This is a genomic window from Asticcacaulis sp. DW145 (assembly GCF_037101385.1).
Lineage (GTDB): Bacteria > Pseudomonadota > Alphaproteobacteria > Caulobacterales > Caulobacteraceae > Asticcacaulis > Asticcacaulis currens.
Genome location: NZ_AP029024.1, coordinates 1,484,677 through 1,506,906 on the forward strand (window position 1 = coordinate 1,484,677; position 22,230 = coordinate 1,506,906).

Below are 22,230 nucleotides of genomic sequence, written 5' to 3' on the forward strand. Positions count from 1 at the left end.
TCAGCGTGGAAATCAGTAGGAACCGCCAAGCGCCTTGACCATGGCGACTTCGAGGGTCAGGGCGCGGCTTTGCAGGGCCGTATTGGCGGTCCGCTGCGACAGGAGATTTTGTTCGATGACCAGCAGGCTGGCATAGTCGCTCAAGCCCGCCTCGTAGCGCAGACGGGCCATGCGATAGGCCTCCTCGCTGGCGGCGAGGGCTTCGTTGGACAGGCTCAGTCGCTCGCTCAGCGCCGTCTGGCTGGCACCGGTATCGGCGACCTCCTGCATGGCGTTGATGACGGCCTGATTATAGCTGGCCAGGGCCACCGACTGATCCGCTTCGGCGCCGCGCAGATTGGCGCGCAGCTTGCCGCCTTCGAACAGGGGCAGGCTGATCACCGGGCCGGCATTGATGGCGTCCATGCCTGACCCGGACAGGTCGTTGAGGAACACCTTGCCCGCAAAGGCCATCAGGTTGACATTGGGATAGAAGGACGCCTTGGCGCGCTGCGTGCCGTGCACGGCCTGCTCCGCCCGCGCCCGCGCCGCCGCCACGTCCGGACGACGGGCAACCAGCTCCAGATCAATACGCGCCGGCGCTTTGAAATCGTGCGTATCGGGCAGGACGGGTCTCGGCAGGGTCTCCCCGAAGGCCGGGGCCTGACCGGCCAGAGCCGCAATCAGATGACGCTGGATGAGGATGCGTTCGTTCAGCGCTGCCACTTCGCCCTTGCTGTTGGCGACATTGGCGCGGGCCTGTTCCAGCTCAGCGCGCGGGCGCAGACCGCCCTCGACCTTTTGCGACACCAGAGACTGCGTGTCCGTGCGGATGGCCAGATTGCGTTCGGCAACATCCAGGTCTTTGTACATGTGGCCCAGCTCAAACCAGGCACTGACCAGAGAGGTCGAAAGGACCAGCACGGCCTCCTGTCCGTCAGCGCGGGCGGCCTCGGCGGCCGACACCGCCGCCTTTACCCCGGCGCGGTTCTTGCCCCAGAAATCCAGCTCCCAGCCGAAATTGATCCCGCCGAGCGTCAGTGAATCGATTGCAGGATTTTTGCCGCCCATCTGCAGGGAGGCCCCAAGGGCCGTCGCCGTGGGATAAAGCGTCGCCTTCTGGGTATCTTCGAGCGCGCGGGCCTTCAGAAGCCGCCCGGCGGCGGCGGTCAGATTGGGAGAGTCGCGCAAAGCCGTTTCGACCAGATCGGTCAGTTGCGCGTCCTTATAGGTCTCCCACCAGCGACCGATCAGCATGTCCTGAGGCACAGCGGCGGCAGTCGGCACGGGAGAGACGGGCTCGCTTTTCGGCAAGGCCGCACAGGCGCTGAGCGCCAGAGCGGAAACGCCAAGAAGCAACACCGTCGAAGATCGTTTCAATACAAACATCAGGTACGCCCTCAGTTTTTCGAACCGTACGGTACGGTCATTTATAGGTTGCGCATATACGATGCGATCGCTATATTGTCAATCGAACCGTACGGTACGGTCAGTAATTTTTTCCGCACTGCGAAAAGCTGATGTACCGGCGACACATATTAAAAACGTGACGCGCCCGATCGTATTGAAATCAGGACGGGCCTCACACCGAGGGTAAGATGCAAGAGTTAAAATCCCGTCCCGACAAGGACGCCCGTCGCGAAGCCATACTGGATGTGGCCAGTCGGATTTTCCTCGAAGAAGGGTTTGACGCGGCTTCCATGTCGGCGATTGCCGCCCGCGTGGGCGGGTCGAAGGGCACCCTTTATAACTACTTTAAAAACAAGGAAGAACTGTTCGAAGCCTTTGTGGATCGCCACTGTGCCATCCATGCGCGCCTGATCGACTCGTTTGAGGTGGATGGCGGGGGGTATCGCGAAGCCCTGCGCCGCTGGGCCCGTCAGTATCTGCGCATCGTGACGTCCGACTCGACCATGCGCAATTACCGGGTCATCATGGCCGTATCGGAACGCTGGCCGGACATTGGCAGGGCCTTTTATGAGAACGGCCCGCTGCGCGGGGCGCGCAATGTCGCCAACTTCCTGGCTCAGGCCGCTGCCGCCGGCGAATTCGTCATCGAAGACAGCCTGCGTGCGGCGCATCAGTTTATCGCCCTGTGTCAGAGCCGCTATCAAAAGGCGCGTTTCCTCAACTACCTCCCCGAACCGGACGAGGTCGAAATCGAAGCCGAAGTCGAAGCCGCCCTCGCTGCCTTCTATGCCGCCTACGGCCGACGCGCCTGACCGGATACGCCTTAGGCAATCCTTACCCGGCTTTGCGGGAAGCACCGCAACATCCTTACGGACAAAGGGCTATACAGAGGCCGCCTCCCCGGCCTCACCCTGCCCTTCTCCCCTCTGGCTATGCCTGCACGTAGCCGACTGAAAGGATTCGACTATGGACCCGCTGAAAACGCCGCAAAACTGGCCTGAAAAACCCGTCGAAAAGGCTGCCGACACCCTGAGCGGTGCGGCGCAGACCGCCACCTCTGCGGCCTCCGAGGCCTTGCACCGCACACACGACGCCGTGAAGGAGTCCACGGAACGCGGCATGGCAATCGGTCAGGACGCCCTGAACCGCACGCAGGCCGAAACCCAGCGCCTCAGCCAGCGCAGCGTCGAAATGGGCAGCGAAGCCTTGAAGGCCTGCGTCACCGCCGGTCATCAGACGGCCGACCTGATGTCAGAACTCAATCAGGCCATGACTGAACTCGGCAATCAGTCGATTTCGCACTATGACCGCCTGTCGCGTCAGGCCATGGGCGTGCGTTCCGTACAGGATATGGTCAATCTTCAGACCGCTACGGTTGAGACGCTTCAGGATGATATGGGCGGCTTTGCGCGCCTTTATGGCCTCTACGTCGATGGCCTGGGTCGCATCCTGCAGCCTATCGCCGAACAGGCGGTGAAGTCGCAACGCGGCATGGTCGCCGCCTGATATTTCAGCCTTAGCCGCTCCGCTGAGCGGCGAGCGTGAATGTGCGTGGAAAAATGGTACGGGCAGCCGGACTCGAACCGGCATGGATTGCTCCGACGGATTTTAAGTCCGTTGCGTCTACCGATTCCGCCATGCCCGCAAACCGGTCGGCCCTTATAGCAACGGGCGGAAAACTGTAAACGGTTTTCCGCCCGTTTTATGACCGCTGTTGGGCTCTGGCTATTTCGCCGGGGCCTTAAACGTCACATCCGTATTTGCGATCAGCCACAGGGTCGCCGCCCAGGCCGCCACATTCTGCTGCATTTGCGCCGGGTCAATGCGATTCAGCACATCGTCTGCCGTGTGGTGGACATCGAAATAATCATAGCCGTCCTGCTTCAGGTCGATAGCCGGCACGCCGGCTTCGTGGAGCGGTGCCGTATCCGCCCCGCCGCCGGGTTTGGCCGTCGCATCGACATAGATGCTCAGCGGGGCCAGCACATTGGCGACCTTAACGGCAAAGGTTTTGTCGTCCGTCTCCGGCAGCGAGATGGCATAGACCTTATCCGCGCCAAAATCGGACTCGCCCGCCACCACATATTGGGCCAGTTCGCCTTCCCGCGCCTTGGCGAAGGCCGCACCGCCGGCCGAATGATTGCCGCCGGGCTGATTGACCTCTTCGGAGCCCCAGAACACCACGCGGATCGTGCGCTTGGGTTTGAGCCCCTGATCCATCATCGCCTTGACGGCGCCCATGGTGATCGCCATGCCCGCACCGTCGTCGATGGCCCCGGTGCCCAGATCCCAGCTATCGAGGTGGCCGCCCACGACGATGACCTCTTCCGGATGTTCACTGCCGATCAGATCAGCGACCACATTGTGCGACTCCCCCACGCCGGGAAAGCTGCCACCCGTCTTCATCTTCAGACGCAGCGGACCTGCCTTGCCTTCGGCCTGCAAGCGCTTGATGCGGCTGATCGCCTCGGCATCCGGCACGCTGAGCGCAATCGACGGGAGGCCGCCCTCCCCTTGCCACGCCGTGGTGCCGGTATGCGGGAAGCGGTGGGTATCGGTGCCGACCGAACGCATGACGAAACCGACCGCGCCGCGCTTTTTGGCCTCCAGAGGCCCGCGCCCGCGAATGGTGCCCGACAGACGGCCATAGCCCGATCCGTTCGAGGCCCGCGCCATCGGCTGAAGCAGAACGACGATCTTGCCGGTCACGTCGGCCTTGGAGTCGAGAAACTCCTGCCAGGTGTCGAACAGCACGGCCTCCGCCTCCGCCTCACCGGCGGCCGATTGTCCCAGTGCAGTACCGACCAGCGCCTGCGGGAACGGGGCGGTGATCTCGATGCTTTCGGGGCCGCGCACCCACAGGCTGAGCGGGAAACTTTCGACCTTCACATTGGCAAAGCCCAGGCGTTTCAATTCCTCGGCCGCCCAGTAGGCCGCGCGCTTTTCCGCCTCGGACCCCGCCGGACGCGCGCCGACGCGCGTGGTCAGGTCAGAGACAAAGCCATAGGCTACGTCCGACGTCAGCGCCGCGTCACGCAGGCGCGCGGCCGTGACTTCGACGGCCTCAGGCGCGGCAACCGTCTTGACCGGAGCGGCCTTCGGTTTGGCCAGCGCGGGCACGGCAACACAGCCCAATGCGGCGGATATAAGAAGAAGGGCCTTGAGTTTCATGATCAATCCTGAGTGACGATTTCTTCAAAACGGGCGTCGGGGAAGCGTTCGCGGGCTTTTTCGACCACGGCGGGCAGGCCGTCGAGCAAGGCCTGAAAAGCCTCATCGAGGGCTTCGCGGTTGCGCCCGCGGATGACGAGCTGTGTACCGAACTCTTCCGGGAAGATGCCGAAGGGATAGGAGCCCAGCGACAGATCGGCATATTTCTTGTCCAGCGCCGTCAGAATGTCGGCCGCCAGACTTTCGGGTACAAAGGTCGCCTTCACCGTGCGCGCCTTGACCTGCTGCCCCTGACGCAGGCGCGGAGCCACGTCATTGAGCATTCCGGCCATGATGCGCGGTACGCCCGCCATGACGAAGACGTTTTCGATCTGAAAGCCCGGCGCACCGGACACCGGATTAAGGATCAGCGACGCTCCCTCCGGAATACGCGCCATGCGGCGGCTGTTGGGATTGAGCAGGCGCGCGTCGCCCCCATAGCGGTCCAGCAGGATTTTCAGCGCGTCCTCGCGCTCGGCAATCGTTACGCCAAAAGCCTGTGCCACACAGTCGGCAGTGATGTCGTCATGCGTCGGCCCGATGCCGCCGGTGGTAAAGACGTAATCGACGGCGCTGCGCAGTTCGTTAAGCGTGCGCACGATCTGCGGCGCATCGTCGTGGATCATGCGCACCTCGATCAGGTCGATGCCCAGCGAACCGAGGAATTTGGCCAGCGTATTGACATTGGTGTCCTGCGTACGGCCCGACAGGATTTCATCACCGATGATGACCACAGCGGCGGTGGGATTTTCTGTATTGACCGTCATGACGCAGGCTCCTTATCACGACCCTGAACATTAGAGCGATGTGCGGAAAAGTGTGAGCGGTTCTCCGCAAAAACATCGCGACAAAACAAAAATATAGAGCGAAATGGCGTTTCCACCTTAAGTCATTTCGCTCTAGCCCCCGGAACCGCTCATGCCATTCGCGCACAGACTAAACCAAGGCCGTCTGGTAACGAGATACAAACGATTCTTCGCCGATGTCGAACTGGATACCGGTGCAACTGTCGTAAGCCATTGTCCCAATCCCGGCAAGATGCTGGGGCTGCTGACACCCGGCACGCCTGCGCTTTTGAGCGAAATAACCGACCCCGCAAAGACACTGCGCTGGCGGCTGGAGGCCCTGCGCGAAGGCAAGACCTGGGTCGGGGTGAATACCCAATGGCCCAACCGCCTGATCGGGGCGTTGATCCGGGACGCAAAAGTGCCGGAACTGCGCGGCTATGCCTGCCAGCGCCCGGAGGTCCGCTACGGGCAGAATTCGCGCATCGACTGGCTGTTGCAGGGGCACGCGCAGCAACCGGATGCCTGGGTTGAAATCAAGAACGTCCACTATAGCCGCACCCCCGGACTGGCGGAATTTCCCGACAGCGTGACCGAACGCGGGACCAGGCATCTGATGGAACTGATCGGGCGCGTGGCGGCAGGCGAACGCGCCGTTGTGGTCTTTTGCGTACAGCGCGACGATGTGTTTCGTTTTGATGTGGCGCGCGATCTCGACCCGGCGTTCGGCCGGGCCTACGCGGCCGCGCGTGAGGCCGGGGTCGAATTTCTGGCCCACGCCTTTCGCGTCACGCCCGAGGGCATTACCCACAGCCATGCGCTGGAGATAGAGGCTTAGGCCTCTTTGCCCTTATCGACGCGCCCACCCAGTTGCACCACCGCCAGAAGCGCCGGCATCAGGGCCGTTTCATTGCCGGAAACGGCGAAGTAGATCGGCTTCCACACGGGCTTGAATTTTTCCTTATAGGCCCGCAAACCGTCGAAATTGTACATCTCGCCGCCATAGGCGTAGATCAGGGCGGCGATCTTGTTCCACATGGGGCTCAAAGGCCGTGCCTCCAGCCCGCCCAGCGGGGCCATACCCAGACTGAACCATTGATAGCCTTCGTCGCGGGCGTAAAAGATCAGCCGCAGGAACAGATACTCCATAATATTGGGAGGCGCTTCCGGCGTATAACGCATCAGGTCGATACTGAGGGCCGTGCGCCCCTCACCGGCCCACAGATTGGCAAAGGCCATGATCTCGCCCCCGATACGAATGACCGCAATGGGCGTCAGGCGGATATAGTCGGGATCGAAATAGCCCAGAGAATAGCCCTTTTCCTTCCCCTTCTTTTCCTCCAGCCAGGCGTCAGAAATGGCTTTCAGCCGCGGCAGATGGGTTTCGACCGCCTCCGGGTGCAGCACTTCGAACTGTGCCTCGGCCTGTTCGAACTTGCGCCACACCTGCCGGAAGCCGTAGCCCTTCTTGCCGGCCAGATCGAAGCTCTGCACGGGCACCAGCGCCTCTTCGCCGATCTTGAAGGGCCTTAAGCCCAGATCAATGGCCAGAGGCAGGAACTCCGTCGTCACGCGATAGATGGACAGCTTGGCATTGGCCAGGGCCGCCATCTCTTTCAGCCGCCAGCCCAGCTTTTCCACCTCTTCGGCAGGGCCGACCGGCGCCGACAACACCACCCAGTTGCGGCCGGATACGCCATACATGGCAAAGGCGGTGCGCGCCTCATTCCACAGGATATGCTTGTCGCCGGTAAGGGCCAGCCACGCCTGCGGGTCCTGCGCCAGTCCGACCACACTGCGCAGGTCTTCTAGATCCTCGTCATCGGGCAGGTCCGGCGTGGCGTGGGCCAAGCCGAACAGACGATAAAGGGCGAACAGCGCCACGGTCACGGCAATGACCACCAGACCGCGCAGGAAGCGCGAGACGCTGGCCTCATAGGCAAAGCGCTGCCACAGCTCGTGCGCATAGGGGGTGCGCTCATAGAAGTAGAATCCCGCCGTGGCCACAAGGATCAGCACGGTGGCGGTCACCAGCAGCCAGATCGGCTTGAGCGTAAGGCTCATCAGGCGCGACCGCCGCGTAAAGGCCCGCTTGCACGGCAACAGCATCAGGGCACAGAGGATCATCACCTCCGCCACACCGAAGGCCAGTTCCCGCGTCATCGACAGGATAGCCCCGGCGATCAGCAGACCCAGCGCCATGTACCACGCCGAATCCAGACGCTCCCACAGGCCGCGCGCCGCAAACAGCAGCAACACGCCGGTCGCCACACCGGCGACGTGCGACAATTCCACCACCTCAAGCGGCAGCCACTGACGGACGAACGGCATGGCTTCCGGGTCGATGGGGGAAAGAACAGAGGCCAGCAAAAAGGCGCCAGCCAGCATCATCAGGACGCCCATCAGCTTCGGTACGGCAACCACGGCCATGTCAAGCACGAGGGCTTTGATGTCTTTGGGATGCTTCATGCGCCTAACCTTACACGGCGCGGGGATTCGCTAAAATCGTTTTCGCGTTATTGCGAACGCCGCTATCCCGCCTTACGACACCAGGCATCCTGTATGTCGAGCTGGCTGCACAGACGCTCGGCCTGTTCGGGCGAGTTCACAGGTCCGATGCGCAGGCGCACCAGCGCCTGCCCGTTAGCGGCGGTGACCGGTTGCAGGATCGGCTTGAAATTATCAAGACCGGGATGTTTGGCGCGCAGGTCGTGCCACGCCGCTTCGGCCACAGCGCGCGAGCTGAACGACCCCACCTGAACGCTGCGGACCATTTGCCCGATACCGTTATCGGTGGGCTTAGCCGCGGTTTTGAGCACCAGGGCTTTCGCGCCTTTTTCAGGCACCGTCTTTACCGGCAGCTCTGTCGGGGTCTGCGTCTGGGCCAATGTCGTGGTCGCAGAAGCCGTAACGCCCGTATCAAGCGGCGTGGCGGCGTCCGGGCGGTCCATATCCAGCGGATTGACCACACGGATCAGATTACCGGCGGCGTCCTTCGGCACGGCGGCCAGCAAGCCGTCCTTGCCCGTGGTCAGTTCCTTGGCCGTCTCAAAAGCCAGTTGAATCGGTTCGTCCCGCTTGGCCGAAGAAGCCGACTCCGAAGCGGATGACGCTTGGTCACCCTTTCCTTCGATGTCGATTTCCGCTAAACGCGCGGCCATCCGCTGGAAATACTTGCCGTCGCCCTTAGGCCTATCGCACCCCGACAGCCCGGCCGCCAGGCAGACGACGGTCAGCAGAGCCAGTCTTGAAACGGAAAAGAGAGAGCGCATAGGACCATCCTCTCACAAGCCGTTTAAATCGTCGTTAGTAATTTTGGTTAATGCCCCATGCCCGCTTCCGTTGCCTCCCCCCTGCTCCGCGTCCGCGACCTGAGCGCCCTGCGCGCCGCGGTTTCCGGCTTTCGCCACAAGGGGCTGCGTATCGGCTTTGTGCCGACCATGGGCGCCCTGCACGAAGGGCATCTGGCGCTGGTGCGGCACGCCAAAACCTTGAGCGACGTGGTGGTGGTGTCGGTCTTCGTAAACCCCAAACAGTTTGCGCCGCATGAGGATTTCGACCGCTATCCGCGCACCGAGGACAAGGACGCGCAGCTTCTGGAAAGCGTCGGGGCGGACCTGCTCTATCTGCCGAGCGTTGATCTGATGTACCCCGCCGTCTTTGCCTCAAGCGTGCACGTCGAAGGCCCGGCGCGCGAACTGGAAGGCACCTTCCGCCCGCAGTTTTTCGACGGCGTGGCCACCGTGGTCATGAAACTGTTCAATCAGGTGCAACCCGACGTCGCCGTCTTTGGCGAAAAAGATTACCAGCAGCTTCAGGTCGTAAAGACCTTTGTGCGCGATCTCGATCTGCCGGTGAATGTCGTCGGGATGCCAACCGTGCGCGAAGCCGACGGTCTGGCCCTGTCGTCGCGCAACGCCTATCTCAGCACCGATGAGCGCCAGACGGCGGCGCGCCTGATCGTCGAACTGAACGCCGTGGCTGAAGCGGTGCGTTCAGGTGGCGACCGTGAAAAGGCGCTCGATGCGGCGAAGGCCAACCTGCTGGCCGCCGGTTTCGGCCCGGTGGACTATGTGGAACTGCGCGACGCCGATACGCTGGCTATGGCCGACGCACAGACGCCAAACCTGCGCCTTCTGGCGGCGGCGTGGCTGGGCAAGACCCGCCTGATCGACAATATCGCGGTATAAGGGTTTAAGAACCTACCACGCCCCGGCGTCGCGAAGGGCGGCGATCAGGTCCGCCGGAAGCGCCTCACCTCCCGCCCCCTGCGGCAGGTCGCGGGGCGTATCCTTGACCTCCAGATAGCGCCAGCCCTGAAACGGACGGCGCGGCTGCGGCTCGGTCAGAATGTGTTCGGTCGAAACCGTGATCAGGCATTGTGGCAGGTCGCCCTCAACCGTGTCGATGGCCACGATCGGCCGCCGCACCAGAATGACGCCCTTGATCACCCAGTAGAGCGACCCGCCATCGAGCAGTTCTTCGGCGCGTTTGGGCGTCTGGCGCGTGTGGATAGTGCGGGTCCTGTGCCCCTGCTCCCAGCGCCGCAAATCATCAACCGTATCGGCCCCTACACACAGCTTGACCAGATTAACGCTCATAGGCTTGGCCTCATTATTGATCGCGCATTTGAGTCCAAAAACCGCTGCACACTTTTTGGAATGCGCTCAGCTTTTTAACCACATTGGCAACAGCGCCCGCCGGGGCTATCTATGGGCAAGAGACTCATAATTCAAGGCCACCCGCATGGCGGAAGACACCTCTCTCGAAGCCGCCCTCGCCCGACTGTTCAACACACCGACAGGATTGAAGGCCGCCAGCTGGATCACCCTGACCGGCGGCACACGCCTGTTCAGCGCCGGGGACGAGTCCGATCACCTCTACCTGCTGCGCAGCGGCCGCATGGGCGTGTTTCGCCACGACGACGATCATCAGGGGCTGCACCTGATCGGGGTGATCAAGCCGGGCGAGCCGGTGGGCGAAATGTCGCTGATCGCCGACACGCCGCACACCTCGACCGTCATTGCCCTGCGCGACTGCGAGCTGATGGTCCTGCCCAAGGCCGACTTCCTCAAGGCCATCGAAGCCGCGCCGGACGTCCTGCTGGCCCTGTCGAAGCAGATGATCGAACGCGCCCGCTCCGGCACGCCGCGCGAAGGCCGCCGCCACAACACCCCGAATGTCTTCGCCTTTTTTGCGCTCAATGACATTGTCATCCGCCCGCTGGTCGAACGCATCGCCGAACAGGTACGCGCGTTGGGTTATCGCGTCGCCGTGCTCGACAAGGATCACCACGGCACCGGGGCCGATATTTTTGCCGAGGCCGAGGCGCACAACGACTACGTGCTGCACGTTGCCGAAAAGCCGGAAAGCCACTGGCGGCTGCTCAGTTCGCGTCAGGTCGATCACACCTTCTGGATCGCCGACGCCCGCCACCATTCGCAGCGCCACCACAGCGACCCGGCGCGCCTGCCGGCCAGCACGCTGAACCTCGAAGACTCGCAACTGCTCGATCCGCTGGGCCTGCAACGCGCGCCCGATCTGATCCTCATTCAGGCGCAGGAGGCCGACGGGCGTAAGGTGATAGCCCATACGCGCGACTGGCTCGACGCCTTCAAACCGGCGCGCTGGTTCCACGTCGGCGAACACTCGCTGCCCGACGCGGCGCGCATCGCCCGCATCGTCACCGGCCATTCCATCGGCGTGGTGTTTTCCGGCGGCGGGGCGCGCGCCTTTTCGCACATCGGCGCGGTGCAGGCCCTGCGCGAAGCCCATATCCCCATCGACTTTATCTGCGGCTCGTCCATGGGGGCGATCATCGGCGGTTGCGTGGCGCTCGACTGGTCCGACGCCGAAATCGACGCCCACATCCGTGAGGCCTTTGTCGTCTCCTCGCCACTGGATGACGTCACCTTCCCGTTTGTCGCCCTGACCGGCGGGCGCAAGGTCGATCAGCGGCTGGAGCAGCATTTTGGCGATGTGCTGATCGAAGACCTGCCCCTGCCCTTCTTCTGCCTGTCGTCCAATCTGACCTCCGGTACCATCAAGGTGCACAAGACCGGTCGCCTGCGTCAGGCCCTGCGCGCCTCCATCTCCCTGCCGGGCGTCATGCCGCCCGTGGTCGAAGACGATCAGGTGCTGGTCGATGGGGCGGTGATGCGCTCCTTCCCGGCCCTGATGATGCGCAATTCGCATCTGGGGACGGTCATCGGCGTCGATGTGACGCGCGCCAAGGGCATCGACCCCAAGAGCGTCCACGTCCCCAAAAGCCTGCCGACCTGGTTCCTCAAAGGCGACTGGCGCAAAGGGCCGCCGATCGTCTCCATCCTGATGCGTTCGGCCACCATCACCACGGCGGCCGATCTGGAACAGAGCCGTCTGGCCTGCGACCTTTTGATCATTCCCGAACCCGAAGGCGTCGAAATCCGCGAATGGCACGCCTATGATCTGGCGGTGGAGTCCGGCTATCAGACCAGCGTGCAAAGCCTGGCCCAGCTTGAGCACCCGGTGACACAGCTTCGCAAGCTGGGCATCAGCCTGCACCCCAATATTCCGGCCTTCACGCCGGACGACAGCTTTCTGACCCCGCCAAGGCCCGATAAGCTGAAATACACTCTGAAACCGCAGGGCGTGACCCTGCCGCGTTTCCTCAAGGGGCCGAAAAAACCACAGCCCAAACTGTAGCGGCGCGCGGCAAAGCGGGGTAGGAAGCGTTCAATAACTCATACCAAGAGTCATTGAAAATGACTCTTGGTATTCCATTCGAGAATTTCTCATATTGCTGATACATATGGGAAATTATCGCTTCTTCAACGGCCGGATGCGCTCAGCATCTTCGGCCGTTGGTACCATCAGGGTCCGGCATGAAAATCTTCACCTACAACGTCAATTCGGTCAATGCGCGCCTGCCCCTGATCCTGGAGTGGTTCGAGGAGACGCAGCCCGATGTCTGTGCCCTTCAGGAACTGAAATGCCTCGATGAAAAGTTCCCTTATGAGGCCTTTGAACGGCTGGGCTACAATGCCGCTGTGCATGGGCAAAAGACGTGGAACGGGGTGGCCCTGCTGTCCAAGCACCCCTTGATAGATGTGGTGCGCGGCCTGCCGGGCGAGCCAGAGGACGAGCAGTCGCGCTATATCGAAGCCGTGGTCGATGGCCCGGTGCCGGTGCGCGTCACCTCGATCTACCTACCCAATGGCAACCCGATCGGCACCGACAAATACCCCTATAAACACCGCTGGTACAAGCGCTTGCAGGCGCGCGCGAAAGAAATACTGGCCTTTGAAGAGATCAGTATTTTATCGGGCGATTTCAACACGATCCCGACCAAGGCTGACCTTTACCGCGAATCGGCATGGCTGGATGACGCGCTTTATCAGCCGGAGACGCGCGCCGCCTATCAATCATTGAAAAATCTCGGCTACAGCGATGCCTGCGACCTGCTGCCGCCTGAAGGCAACCGCTACACCTTCTGGGACTATCAGGCCGGGGCGTGGCAGAAAAATGAGGGCATCCGCATCGACCACCACCTGCTGTCGCCGCAGGCCGCCGACCGCCTCAAAGGCTTTGAAATCCACAAGCACGCCCGCGGTCGCACCCACAATGAGGCCAAACCGTCGGACCACGTCCCGGTAGGCGTGGAACTGGACGTTTAGCAGGCACTATACCTATTCTTAACCCGATACCGGTAAGGACTGATTAAGCATATGATCGGTCATGAAACGGTGTGATGGAAGAAGCCTTCCGCGTCATCTTGTGGTTTGCCTTTGCGGGCCTGCTCCTGACCCTCGTCGCGTCAGTGGCCCTGTGGTGGTATGAGAGCACGCGTCGCCTGACGCGCGGCCTGACTGCGGCTATCGGCAAGGCCCCGGACGCCATCCTGTTCGACACCGGTACGAAAAAGGCAGCGGGCCTCGATTTCACACACGGCGATCTGGCCATACTGTGGAATCTGGGGCGGCACGGTCTGGTCTTCAGTTTCGATGAGATCGAAGGGGCCGAACTGATCGTCGATGAGCGCGTCGTCGCCCGCACGCAAAAAGGTGAACCGCGCCGCGTCCTCGAAGAAACCTATCCGGGGGCCTCGCGTGTGGTGTTGCGACTGATCTTCAACGATCTGGAAACGCCGGAGTTCGAGATCACCCTGTTCGGCGACCTGACGACCCACTCCGCCTACCCCAAAACCGCCAGCGAAGCGGTGCAACTGGGGCGCAAATGGCTGTCGCACATCGACTCCGTCATCAAACGTGGGGGCCCAAAGGCGCCACCGGCCCGCCCGGCACAATCTGAGCCACACATGCCCCCGCCTGCCCACGATTAAATCCACACCTGTGGCGTGCGGGCTCTTAACGGCTGCGCCAATTCGTGGTTAATATGCGCTGACAGTTCGTATTTGGGGGTTGAACGCAAGCGCCGTGAACCAGTATCTGCCGACCATTATCATCCTGACGGCAGCCGCCCTGGCCATCCTGCTTATCCTGTACCGGATATGGGATTCGCGCGTCGAAGCCCCCAGGAAACTTGAAGACGAGGTGGCCGAGGCCCTGAATGGCGGCAAGGCCGACGTCGTGTCCATCGAGCCGGCGCGCAAAGCCGCCGCCGCCCTCTCCTATCTCGGCAATCGCTGCGTCATCGTGCGTGAATTTGGTAAGCTGCCGACCCGTATATACACCATGGCCGAAATGATCGGCATGGAGGTGTTCGTCAACAACAAGGTCTCCGCCCGCATCATTCGGGGCGGCGCGCACAAGATGTTCGACGATATTGCACCGCAGGTCGATCGCGTCACCATCCGCCTGATGTTCAACGACCCGTCAAAGCCCGATTTCGAGCTGGTCCTGTGGGACCCAAATGACGCCCTGACGGCGCGCGCCGAAGGTCCGCGAGCCGCCATGGAAACCGCGCGCCGCTGGTTCTATCATGTCGAGGCCATTATCCGTAAACCCCTGGCCGAAATCGAAAAAGAACTGACGCCGCCGGCCCCGCCACCTCCACCGGAGCTTGCACCAAAGCCGCCTTTGCACGATCACCGTCCTGACACCAAAGACGAAGACGACACTCCGCCGCCGGCCCCCAAGCCCGCCCCGAAGGACGGTGATGTGCTCAATTCCCCGCTGATTCAGTACCTGTAAGGCGAATTTACCTATGTGGACCCTGGCTCTGGCCTGCGCCTTCTTCATCCTGATTCATATTCTGGTATCCGGCTCCGATCTGCGTCAGCAGATGATCGGTGCCATCGGTGCCCGCACCTATTTCATCCTGTTCAGCCTGTTGTCGGCGATGGGGTTCTTCTGGATGATCGCCGCCTATTACGACTCGCGCGGCGACCCGGCCAACCTGCACCTGTGGTCGGCGCCTTTTGTTCTGAAAATTCTTGCCTTTGGGGTCAATTTCGTCAGCCTTATGCTGATTGTGGTAGGCACTCTGAGCCCCAGCCCGACGGCGTTGGGCTCGTTGCGCCGGATGACCGACCGTCCGGTCAGCGGCATCATCCGCATCAGCCGTCATCCTGTGCTGGCGGGAATCGCGCTGCTGTCGGCCACGCACCTGATCACCACCGGCACTCTGGCGGCCTGGGTCTTTTTCGGTACGCTTCTGGCGTTAAGCCTCCTGGGGGCCAACAGTATCGACCGCAAGCGGGAAACGCAGTACGGCGAAGCCTATCGCGCGATTATCCGCACCACCTCCATCCTCCCCTTCGTCGCCATCGCCCAGAAGCGGGTACGCTTCGAACCGTCGGAACTGGGGGTACTCCGCGTCATGGTGGCCACCTCGGTCTTTACCTGTCTGGTGGTGCTGCACGAACTGCTGTTCCTGCGTCCGGCGTTGTAAAGACGGCGCCGACGGTTGCATTTTTCGCCCGACACGGGAACGGATGCGCGCCACTTCCCGACTTCGGTGCAACGCCGCAAAAAAATCCTTAATGCCCCATTGATCTCATCACAAATGTTTGAATAACTGCGGATAGAATGCGGAACCGGGGTAAACGCGCGGGTATTTCATGAAACTGACGGCAACGACAATCTTGCTGTTCCTGATCTCGGTGAGCCTCGTGTTCGCCAGTCTGATCGGCTATTTCCGCCCGTTCGAGGGCGAAGGCGTCGAGTTCATGACCCAGTACAAATATGTGCTGATGGGCGCAGGCTATGCCGTGCTGGCCTTTGCCGTAATTTTCAAAAGCCGGTAAAATTCAGCCTAAGCCGCGTCCTTACCCGACACCGCATCATCAATCGCCAGCGCCAGACACAAGGCCTTCAGCGCCTCTTCGCCCGAGGCCAGAGGGCGGTCGCGCTGCCCGGCCACCGTATCGAGGAAGCGAAACACGCTGGTGCCCAGCGGGTCACGCGCAATATCGGCCTGCGCAAAGTCCGGGTTAAGGTCGAACGGCGTGCCGTTCTCAAACTTGCGGTTCAGCAGGTCGATAAACACCTCACCCGACGGATAGACCAGCCGCATGGTGCGTTCGCGCGCCTCGGACATGCGCGATGCCGCAAAGGTCGCCACGAAACCATCGTCGAACTTGATCTCCGCCGCGGCCTCATCCGCCCCCACGGCCCGATAGCCGGGGGCTTCACGAAACCGCGCCGAAACCTCCATACCGCCCGCCTCACCGGCTGCCAGCGTCAGGCCCAGATCGAGGTCATGGATCATCAGGTCGAGCACCACCGACACGTCGAGATTGCGCGTCGAAACCGTGCCATTGCGCACAGATTCCAGACGCAGCGGGCGTTCCGGCACGGCGTAAAGCCCCATGGCTTCAAACACGGCGCGCTCCTGATGCCCGCAGGCCAGCACCACGCCCTTTTCGGCGGCCATGGCGACCATGGCTTCACCGCTTTCAACCGTGATGGCCAGCGGCTTTTCGACATAGGTGTGCACCCCCGCCGCCAGCGCCTTCAGGGCGACCTCCGCGTGAGCGAACGCCGGAACGGCCACGGTAATGACATCCAGTTCTGCCAGAAAGGCCTCGAACTCATCGCCGCCAAAGGCCTTGACCCCCAGCTTTTCGGCCGCGGCTTCCGCGCGCGCTTTATCGAGATCGTAGATGCCGACAAAGCGTACACGACCGGCCGCTTCGGCCTCCTTGTACTTGTTGGCGTGATACCCCCCGAAAACGCCGGCACCGGCGACCCCTGCGCGTAGGACGGTCATGAGCTTCACACCCTTGCAAGCCAATATACAGCCTTCGTTGTACACAGGATTTCCGTCTGAGTGTAACCATAAAAGCGGTATTCGCGGCGACAATGCACAGTTTAGGGTTTGGCCGCGCCGCCACCTTGGGCTAAAAGCGCCCGATTGTTTACCCCGCATCGGAGTAGCCCTATGGCGCGTCTATTCGGAGCCTATGTGATCGTTGACTGGAGCGCCGCCGAGGGCAAGAAGACCGGCGAGTCTTCGGTATGGATCGGCGTGATGAAGCGCGACGTGCGTTTTCGTCTGTCCTACGAAGGGTATAATCCAGCGACCCGCGCCGAAGCCGTAGCGCTTCTGAAGACCCTCCTCGCCGATCTGCACAAGCGCGGCGACCGGGTTTTCGTGGGTTTCGACTTCAATTTCGGCTTCCCGCGCGGCACGACGGCCAGGCTCGGCCTTGAGGGCTGGGCCCAGATGTGGGACTTCGTCGTCAAAAACGTCGTCGACAAGCCCGACAACACCAATAACCGCTTTGCCGTCGCCGCCAAGATGAACCGGCTGATGACCGATGAGGCCTATCCCTTCTGGGGGTGCCCCAAGAGCGCGGCGCAAAAGTGGCTTTCGACGCTGAAACCGGCCTCTTACGGCGACTTCCCGGAGTTTCGCCTGACCGAAGAGGCGGCACGCAAGCTCGGCAAATCGTCTCAGGCCAAGAGCGTGTGGCAGATGCACGGTGCGGGCGTGGTTGGCGGTCAGACCCTGCTGGGGATCCCGGCGGTGCGCGCGATGAAGACGGCCCTCGACGGCAAGGCGGTCATCTGGCCGTTTGACACCGGCTTTGGCGCGCTGAACGAAGACACGCTGGACGGCGTGAACACCGTGCTGGCCGAAATCTATCCGTCCCTCTATCCGGGCATTGCGGAACCCGGCGAAGTCAAGGACGCGACGCAGGTGCGCCTGACGGCCACGGCTCTGGCGGAACTGGACGACAAGGATGCGCTGGCGGCCAAATTCGCCGCCCCGGCCCACCTCAACGCCGACGAAGCCGCCATCGCGCTGGGCGAAGAAGGGTGGATTTTGGGGGTCTGATCGGGCAGGCTCAGGGTATGAAGACCCTGCTCATCTATGCGCTGGCCGCCCTGTGCGAAATCGGCGGCTGTTTCAGCCTCTATGCGGTGCTGCGTCTGCACAAGTCGCCTTTGTGGCTGGTGCCCGGCCTGATGTGCCTGATGGCCTTCGCGTGGCTCCTGACCCTGCCCGAAAACGGGGCCGCCGGACGCACCTACGCCGCCTATGGGGCCATCTACATCGCCGCCTCGTTCGGCTGGATGTGGCTGATCGAAAAGCAAAAACCCGACCTGTGGGACGGGTCGGGCTTGCTGGTCTGCCTGATCGGGGCCGGACTTATTCTGTGGGGCCCGCGGGCTTGAGGCTCGCCAGCGCCTTCCTGTCCAGCCACATAAAGCGCGCCTGAAGCAAGGTAGCCGACACCCAACTGGCCAAAGCCGCCGCATAGATCAGACCCGGCACCCCCTGCCCTGCGTGCAAGGCCAGTAGATACCCCACCGGCAGCATGACCAGCCCGTAGGCAATATAGTGCAGCACCGGTGCCACCACGACGTCCTGACGCGCGCGCAGTGCCTGGGCCGTCACCACCTGCACACCATCGGGCACAAAGAACAGGCAGGACAGCAAAAGCGCGGCCTGCACTCCGCTGCGCAGGGCGTCGTCCGACGTATAGCCCGCCGCGATCCACTGCGACCCGATCAGCACCACCAGACAGACGCCCATCATGAAGGCCGCCGCCGCCGAAAAACTGACCCGGCCCATACGCGCCAGCCCCGGCATATCCCCGGCCCCATAGGCGCGCCCGACCAGCACCGAACAGCCGATAGCCAGCCCCATCGGCACCATGAAGACGATGGAGGCAAAGTTGAGCACAATGGCCCAAACGGCGACCGCCTCTTGCGAAATGCGCCCGGCAAACAGGGTCATGCCGGCAAAGGCCGCCACCTCGATGAAGTAGGATGCCCCGGCCGCATAGCCGATCTGACGCTGTTCCCGCCCGCCTTGCAGGTCAGGTGTGTGCCGCTTCAATAGGCCATATTGCGCAATGCCCGGCAGCGTTAGGACATAGACGATCAGCGCCACCATGACGCAGGCGCGCGCGATCAGGGTGGAAAGCGCCGCCCCCATCGCCCCGTCGCTGTCGATGCCCGGAAGGGTGACGACGCCCGGCACCAGCAGCAGCAACAGTACGCCATTGATGACATTGCCCGCCCAGGTGAAGATAAGGCCCGGACGCGTCCGCCCCAGGCCTTCGAGAAATTCCGATCCCGCCACGGCGATCATGTAAAACGGCATGGACAGGGCGAAGACCAGCAGAGGGCCGGACGCGCCATCAGCCATGTCCGGCTTAACGGCCAGATGCAGCAGTCCCGGCCCGGCGAGGAACAGTACCAACGCCGCGAAAAGACCAAGGATGATGGCATAGACCATGCCGCGCTGAAACACCGGCCCGATGCGGTGCGGCTCATCCGCCCCGATAAAGTGGGCCGTCTTGACCTGAATCCCGACCAGCAGGCCAATCGAGGTGACGAGGAAGATCGAGGTCGGGGCCCAGGCCAGCGAATGATAGCCCAGTTCCGCCGCGCTGTAGTGCCCGACGATCAGCGTGTCCATCAGCCCCATCAGCATGAAGCCGAGACGCGACCCCACCACCGGCCACGACAGATGAATCAGTTCCTTGAAGGCGGCGGTGTAGAGGGCTCTGGTCATGCCCCCGCCTGTAGCCGGTTTCGCTTTCCGCATCAACGCTGTGATCCCGTATCTGCTGACAAGACACGTCAGCGGGCCAGCACAAAAAAAGGACCGCAAAAGCGGTCCTTTTCATAGTCCACGCAACGTCAGGCTTAAGCGGCCTTGGTCACCTTGTCTTTCAGGCCTTGCAGACGCTCGGCCACGAGGAAGCTCAGTTCCAGCGCCTGATCGGCATTGAGACGCGGATCGCAGTGCGTGTGGTAGCGGTGGCTCAGTTCGTCCTCGCTCAGAGCGTGCGCGCCACCCAGACATTCGGTGACGTTCTGACCGGTCATCTCAAGATGCAAGCCGCCCGGATGAACGTTCTCTGACGCCGCGATGTCGATGAAGGAACGCACTTCCGACAGGATGCGGTCGAAGGGGCGCGTCTTGTAGCCATTGGCCGCCTTGATGACATTGCCGTGCATGGGGTCGATCGACCACACCACCGGCACACCGTGTTCGCGCGACGCCTTCATTAGACGCGGCAGGCGCTCAGCCACCTTGTCCGAACCGAAGCGCCCGATCAGGGTCAGGCGGCCCGGAATGCCTTCCGGATTGAGCGCGTCGATCAGACGCTTCAGATCGTCGGGTTCCAGCGTCGGACCGCACTTGACGCCGATGGGGTTCTTGATCCCCTGCATGAAGTGGACGTGTGCGCCATCGAGCTGACGGGTGCGCTCACCGATCCACAGGAAGTGGGCCGAGGTGTCGTACCAGTCGCCGGAAGTCGAATCGACGCGCGTCAGGGCCTGCTCGTAATTGAGCAGCAGCGCTTCATGCGAGGTGAAGAAATCGACCTGACGGATTTCCTGCGCCTTGTCCGAAGTGATACCGATGGCCGACATGAAGTTCAGCGTCTCGGAAATCTTTTCGGCCAGTTCGCGGTAACGCTCACCCTGCGGCGAACCGGACACGAAGCCCAGCGTCCACTTGTGGATGTTGTAGAGGTCCGCATAGCCGCCATTAGCGAAGGCGCGCAGCAGGTTCAGGGTCGAGGACGACTGATGGTAGGCCTTGACCAGACGCTGCGGGTCCGGAATGCGCGCTTCCGGCGTGAATTCCATGCCGTTGATATTGTCGCCACGATAGCTGGGCAGGGTCACATCGCCGATGGTTTCCACTGGCGAGGAGCGCGGCTTGCCGAACTGACCGGCGATGCGGCCCAGCTTGACCACCGGCTTGCCGCCGGCAAAGGTCAGCACCACGGCCATCTGAAGGATCAGGCGGAAGGTGTCGCGGATATTGTCGGCCGAAAACTCCTTGAAGCTTTCGGCGCAGTCGCCGCCCTGCAACAGGAAGGCTTCGCCATTGGCGACCTTACCCAGCGCAGAGGTCAGGCGGCGGGCTTCACCGGCGAAGACCAGCGGCGGCAGCGTGGCGATTTCGGCCTCAGCGGCACGTAACGCCGCCGCATCGGGGTAATCGTCAGGAATGTGGAGCGCGGGGCGCGCGCGCCAGCTATGGGGAGACCAGGACTTATTCATGGGCGCTATTTAAGCGGAGGCCGAAGCAAACTCAATATCAACAATCGTCGAAATCTGCCAAAAGCCGCTGAGAACACAGTATTTTATAGTATATTCCGCAACTACACGCCGGTTTTTAGTCTTTTTGGGAGGCGCTACGCGCCATCAGATAGATCGCCGTCACCAGCGCCATCAGGGCCAGCCACCATTCCTGCCAGATGCCAAAGCTGAGTTGCGCGATGACAAATACCGCCGACAGGGCCGCCAGCGCATAGGGGCGCGGATCGGTTTGTACCGCTTCGCCAGCCTCCGTCAGATCGCGCAGTTCGGTGAAACCACCTTCGCGTACCTCAGGTGCCCCGCGCCCGATGCGCAGGATCAGCAGCACCCACACGGCCGCCAGCAGGAACAGGCCGATATAGCCGAGCTCAAGCCCGACCTGAATCGACATATTGTGCGGGTGCAGGGGGATGGGCTTGCCGAAGTGGCGGCTGGAATCGAAACCCCAACCCAGAAACGGCTTTTGCAGGATTTTCTGTGCGGCGAATTCCCAGATATCGAGGCGGGCGTCCCATGAGGCGGGCAGAATCCGCCGGACATCGTCCCCCAGCCCCAGACGGCGGATCGTGTCGATAATCAACGGCGTAAACAGGATTTTGAACCCCACTAGGGTCGCCATGATTTTATAGATGCTGAGACCGCCGACCACCGGGAAACGCCGCACGATCCAGAAGACGGCGAACGACACGATGAGCGCCAGAGTCGGGGCATTGGCATCGGTCACCAGCGGGGCCAGCACGCAGGCGGCCAGCGCCACGGCCTTGAAAAAAGTGGGCTTATCCCTCCCGGCCAGCATCAGCGGCCAGTAGAGCAGCACGAAGGCATAGGTGGCCAGCGACACCTTGACCATGGCGAGGTCGGGCCGGATGGGCTTATAGAGGGCGGCCGACAGGACCTGATAAAGGCGTGCTCCCGACAGGGCATCGACGATGATCAGGGCGCACAGGCCGATATAGGCATAGAGCAGGCCCGTCATCAGGCCGGACGCCGTCCTGGGTTTCATCGCCCACGCGGCCAGAATAAGCGCCCCGTACCACAGGGGCTCCAGAATGATTTTCAGCCATTCCTGATCTTCCCAGGTCTTGTAACGGCTGAAATCCGCCCCGCTGTGGAGGTCGTAGAGCAGGGTCGAGCGCGACACCAGCCAGATCAGAAGCAGGCCGAGCGTGAGGCCCACCCACCCGAACCAGCGCACCTGCCGCCAGTAACCGAGCAGCAGCAGGCCCCCGAAGGTCGCCGTCAGGGCATAGCCCAGAGGCCCGGCGTAGGTGAAGAGGGCCAGAAACACCAGCGTGATCCCCATGATCACACCGGTATAGGACGGCAACTGGAATTTGGAGGTGTCAGCCGGAGCCATATTTTGCAATCTTTTGTCGTGGACAGCCGCC

22 protein-coding genes and 1 tRNA gene are annotated in these 22,230 nt (G+C 62.1%); 12 read left to right on the forward strand and 11 right to left on the reverse strand.

What is annotated here, in order from left to right; all coding sequences use genetic code 11:
- Positions 1-12: 12 nt before the first annotated feature.
- Entirely contained in the window at positions 13-1,368 is a 1,356-nt protein-coding gene (locus AACH73_RS06805; RefSeq protein ID WP_338734405.1) for an efflux transporter outer membrane subunit, read from the reverse strand.
- A 209-nt stretch (positions 1,369-1,577) separates the two neighbouring features.
- Between AACH73_RS06805 and AACH73_RS06810 the strand changes: the two genes are divergently transcribed.
- Both AACH73_RS06810 and AACH73_RS06815 read left to right on the forward strand, forming a co-directional pair.
- A complete protein-coding gene (locus AACH73_RS06810) occupies positions 1,578-2,201 on the forward strand; it encodes a TetR/AcrR family transcriptional regulator (protein WP_272742198.1) in 624 nt (207 codons plus the stop codon).
- 154 nt (positions 2,202-2,355) lie between these two features.
- Positions 2,356-2,895 (forward strand): phasin family protein, encoded by a 540-nt coding sequence (locus AACH73_RS06815; RefSeq protein ID WP_338734406.1) that lies wholly within the window; start codon positions 2,356-2,358, stop codon positions 2,893-2,895.
- 54 nt (positions 2,896-2,949) lie between these two features.
- On the opposite strand, the gene AACH73_RS06820 is transcribed toward AACH73_RS06815, so the two are convergent.
- The 3 genes from AACH73_RS06820 to AACH73_RS06830 all read right to left on the reverse strand — a co-directional run bounded on the left by AACH73_RS06820 (position 2,950) and on the right by AACH73_RS06830 (position 5,366).
- Positions 2,950-3,034, reverse strand: a tRNA-Leu gene (locus tag AACH73_RS06820).
- An 80-nt stretch (positions 3,035-3,114) separates the two neighbouring features.
- A complete protein-coding gene (locus AACH73_RS06825) occupies positions 3,115-4,560 on the reverse strand; it encodes a M20/M25/M40 family metallo-hydrolase (RefSeq protein WP_338734407.1) in 1,446 nt (481 codons plus the stop codon).
- Between the two features lie 2 nt (positions 4,561-4,562).
- Positions 4,563-5,366, reverse strand: a complete 804-nt coding sequence (locus AACH73_RS06830; RefSeq protein ID WP_272742201.1) for a molybdopterin-binding protein — start codon at positions 5,364-5,366, stop codon at positions 4,563-4,565.
- Positions 5,367-5,517: 151 nt separating this feature from the next.
- Here AACH73_RS06830 and sfsA point away from each other — a divergent pair, with 151 nt between their 5' ends.
- The gene (gene sfsA, locus AACH73_RS06835; protein ID WP_272742202.1) at positions 5,518-6,222 is read left to right on the forward strand and encodes a DNA/RNA nuclease SfsA; all 705 of its coding nucleotides are present in this window, start codon (positions 5,518-5,520) and stop codon (positions 6,220-6,222) included.
- Here the strand turns inward: sfsA and AACH73_RS06840 are convergent.
- On the reverse strand, positions 6,219-7,853 hold the full coding sequence (locus AACH73_RS06840) for a phosphatidylglycerol lysyltransferase domain-containing protein (protein ID WP_338734408.1): 1,635 nt from the start codon (positions 7,851-7,853) through the stop codon (positions 6,219-6,221). The genes sfsA and AACH73_RS06840 overlap by 4 nt on opposite strands.
- A gap of 62 nt (positions 7,854-7,915) precedes the next feature.
- On the reverse strand, positions 7,916-8,656 hold the full coding sequence (locus AACH73_RS06845) for an SPOR domain-containing protein (RefSeq protein ID WP_338734410.1): 741 nt from the start codon (positions 8,654-8,656) through the stop codon (positions 7,916-7,918).
- A 57-nt stretch (positions 8,657-8,713) separates the two neighbouring features.
- Here AACH73_RS06845 and panC point away from each other — a divergent pair, with 57 nt between their 5' ends.
- On the forward strand, positions 8,714-9,574 hold the full coding sequence (gene panC, locus AACH73_RS06850; protein WP_272742205.1) for a pantoate--beta-alanine ligase: 861 nt from the start codon (positions 8,714-8,716) through the stop codon (positions 9,572-9,574).
- 12 nt (positions 9,575-9,586) lie between these two features.
- Here panC and AACH73_RS06855 read toward each other — a convergent pair whose 3' ends face one another.
- Entirely contained in the window at positions 9,587-9,985 is a 399-nt protein-coding gene (locus AACH73_RS06855) for a DUF1489 domain-containing protein (RefSeq protein ID WP_272742206.1), read from the reverse strand.
- A gap of 145 nt (positions 9,986-10,130) precedes the next feature.
- Here AACH73_RS06855 and AACH73_RS06860 point away from each other — a divergent pair, with 145 nt between their 5' ends.
- The 6 genes from AACH73_RS06860 (at position 10,131) to AACH73_RS06885 (ending at position 15,570) form a co-directional block, all read left to right on the forward strand.
- Complete coding sequence (locus AACH73_RS06860) at positions 10,131-12,068, forward strand: patatin-like phospholipase family protein (RefSeq protein ID WP_338734412.1); 1,938 nt, start codon at positions 10,131-10,133, stop codon at positions 12,066-12,068.
- Between the two features lie 179 nt (positions 12,069-12,247).
- Positions 12,248-13,039, forward strand: coding sequence for an exodeoxyribonuclease III (gene xth / locus AACH73_RS06865; RefSeq protein ID WP_272742208.1), 792 nt, complete (start codon positions 12,248-12,250; stop codon positions 13,037-13,039).
- A 74-nt stretch (positions 13,040-13,113) separates the two neighbouring features.
- On the forward strand, positions 13,114-13,704 hold the full coding sequence (locus AACH73_RS06870; RefSeq protein WP_272742209.1) for a hypothetical protein: 591 nt from the start codon (positions 13,114-13,116) through the stop codon (positions 13,702-13,704).
- Positions 13,705-13,798: 94 nt separating this feature from the next.
- Entirely contained in the window at positions 13,799-14,515 is a 717-nt protein-coding gene (locus AACH73_RS06875; protein WP_338734414.1) for a hypothetical protein, read from the forward strand.
- Positions 14,516-14,528: 13 nt separating this feature from the next.
- Entirely contained in the window at positions 14,529-15,215 is a 687-nt protein-coding gene (locus AACH73_RS06880) for an NnrU family protein (RefSeq protein ID WP_338734415.1), read from the forward strand.
- 169 nt (positions 15,216-15,384) lie between these two features.
- Positions 15,385-15,570, forward strand: coding sequence for a hypothetical protein (locus tag AACH73_RS06885; protein WP_272742212.1), 186 nt, complete (start codon positions 15,385-15,387; stop codon positions 15,568-15,570).
- A gap of 8 nt (positions 15,571-15,578) precedes the next feature.
- Here AACH73_RS06885 and AACH73_RS06890 read toward each other — a convergent pair whose 3' ends face one another.
- Complete coding sequence (locus tag AACH73_RS06890; protein WP_272742213.1) at positions 15,579-16,535, reverse strand: Gfo/Idh/MocA family oxidoreductase; 957 nt, start codon at positions 16,533-16,535, stop codon at positions 15,579-15,581.
- 171 nt (positions 16,536-16,706) lie between these two features.
- Here AACH73_RS06890 and AACH73_RS06895 point away from each other — a divergent pair, with 171 nt between their 5' ends.
- Both AACH73_RS06895 and AACH73_RS06900 read left to right on the forward strand, forming a co-directional pair.
- Positions 16,707-17,606: a cobalamin biosynthesis protein CbiG gene (locus AACH73_RS06895; protein ID WP_338734416.1), complete on the forward strand. Its 900-nt coding sequence runs from the start codon at positions 16,707-16,709 to the stop codon at positions 17,604-17,606.
- Positions 17,607-17,623: 17 nt separating this feature from the next.
- Entirely contained in the window at positions 17,624-17,947 is a 324-nt protein-coding gene (locus tag AACH73_RS06900) for a YnfA family protein (RefSeq protein ID WP_272742215.1), read from the forward strand.
- On the opposite strand, the gene AACH73_RS06905 is transcribed toward AACH73_RS06900, so the two are convergent.
- The 3 genes from AACH73_RS06905 to AACH73_RS06915 form a co-directional block, all read right to left on the reverse strand.
- Positions 17,922-19,295 carry an MATE family efflux transporter gene (locus AACH73_RS06905; protein ID WP_272742216.1) on the reverse strand — a complete coding sequence of 458 codons (1,374 nt, stop codon included), beginning with the start codon at positions 19,293-19,295 and terminating at the stop codon, positions 17,922-17,924. The genes AACH73_RS06900 and AACH73_RS06905 overlap by 26 nt on opposite strands.
- A 134-nt stretch (positions 19,296-19,429) precedes the next feature.
- Positions 19,430-20,803: a 3-deoxy-7-phosphoheptulonate synthase class II gene (locus tag AACH73_RS06910; protein ID WP_272742217.1), complete on the reverse strand. Its 1,374-nt coding sequence runs from the start codon at positions 20,801-20,803 to the stop codon at positions 19,430-19,432.
- Positions 20,804-20,918: 115 nt separating this feature from the next.
- A complete protein-coding gene (locus AACH73_RS06915) occupies positions 20,919-22,199 on the reverse strand; it encodes an O-antigen ligase family protein (RefSeq protein WP_338734417.1) in 1,281 nt (426 codons plus the stop codon).
- Positions 22,200-22,230: the final 31 nt, after the last annotated feature.

What these genes read in the sequence shown, in the direction of transcription:
- AACH73_RS06805 (WP_338734405.1), bottom strand. Translation starts at nt 1,368, where the DNA reads ATGTTTGTATTGAAACGATCTTCGACGGTGTTGCTTCTTGGCGTTTCC.
- AACH73_RS06810 (WP_272742198.1), top strand. Translation starts at nt 1,578, where the DNA reads ATGCAAGAGTTAAAATCCCGTCCCGACAAGGACGCCCGTCGCGAAGCC.
- AACH73_RS06815 (WP_338734406.1), top strand. Translation starts at nt 2,356, where the DNA reads ATGGACCCGCTGAAAACGCCGCAAAACTGGCCTGAAAAACCCGTCGAA.
- AACH73_RS06825 (WP_338734407.1), bottom strand. Translation starts at nt 4,560, where the DNA reads ATGAAACTCAAGGCCCTTCTTCTTATATCCGCCGCATTGGGCTGTGTT.
- AACH73_RS06830 (WP_272742201.1), bottom strand. Translation starts at nt 5,366, where the DNA reads ATGACGGTCAATACAGAAAATCCCACCGCCGCTGTGGTCATCATCGGT.
- sfsA (WP_272742202.1), top strand. Translation starts at nt 5,518, where the DNA reads ATGCCATTCGCGCACAGACTAAACCAAGGCCGTCTGGTAACGAGATAC.
- AACH73_RS06840 (WP_338734408.1), bottom strand. Translation starts at nt 7,853, where the DNA reads ATGAAGCATCCCAAAGACATCAAAGCCCTCGTGCTTGACATGGCCGTG.
- AACH73_RS06845 (WP_338734410.1), bottom strand. Translation starts at nt 8,656, where the DNA reads ATGCGCTCTCTCTTTTCCGTTTCAAGACTGGCTCTGCTGACCGTCGTC.
- panC (WP_272742205.1), top strand. Translation starts at nt 8,714, where the DNA reads ATGCCCGCTTCCGTTGCCTCCCCCCTGCTCCGCGTCCGCGACCTGAGC.
- AACH73_RS06855 (WP_272742206.1), bottom strand. Translation starts at nt 9,985, where the DNA reads ATGAGCGTTAATCTGGTCAAGCTGTGTGTAGGGGCCGATACGGTTGAT.
- AACH73_RS06860 (WP_338734412.1), top strand. Translation starts at nt 10,131, where the DNA reads ATGGCGGAAGACACCTCTCTCGAAGCCGCCCTCGCCCGACTGTTCAAC.
- xth (WP_272742208.1), top strand. Translation starts at nt 12,248, where the DNA reads ATGAAAATCTTCACCTACAACGTCAATTCGGTCAATGCGCGCCTGCCC.
- AACH73_RS06870 (WP_272742209.1), top strand. Translation starts at nt 13,114, where the DNA reads ATGGAAGAAGCCTTCCGCGTCATCTTGTGGTTTGCCTTTGCGGGCCTG.
- AACH73_RS06880 (WP_338734415.1), top strand. Translation starts at nt 14,529, where the DNA reads ATGTGGACCCTGGCTCTGGCCTGCGCCTTCTTCATCCTGATTCATATT.
- AACH73_RS06885 (WP_272742212.1), top strand. Translation starts at nt 15,385, where the DNA reads ATGAAACTGACGGCAACGACAATCTTGCTGTTCCTGATCTCGGTGAGC.
- AACH73_RS06890 (WP_272742213.1), bottom strand. Translation starts at nt 16,535, where the DNA reads ATGACCGTCCTACGCGCAGGGGTCGCCGGTGCCGGCGTTTTCGGGGGG.
- AACH73_RS06895 (WP_338734416.1), top strand. Translation starts at nt 16,707, where the DNA reads ATGGCGCGTCTATTCGGAGCCTATGTGATCGTTGACTGGAGCGCCGCC.
- AACH73_RS06900 (WP_272742215.1), top strand. Translation starts at nt 17,624, where the DNA reads ATGAAGACCCTGCTCATCTATGCGCTGGCCGCCCTGTGCGAAATCGGC.
- AACH73_RS06905 (WP_272742216.1), bottom strand. Translation starts at nt 19,295, where the DNA reads ATGACCAGAGCCCTCTACACCGCCGCCTTCAAGGAACTGATTCATCTG.
- AACH73_RS06910 (WP_272742217.1), bottom strand. Translation starts at nt 20,803, where the DNA reads ATGAATAAGTCCTGGTCTCCCCATAGCTGGCGCGCGCGCCCCGCGCTC.
- AACH73_RS06915 (WP_338734417.1), bottom strand. Translation starts at nt 22,199, where the DNA reads ATGGCTCCGGCTGACACCTCCAAATTCCAGTTGCCGTCCTATACCGGT.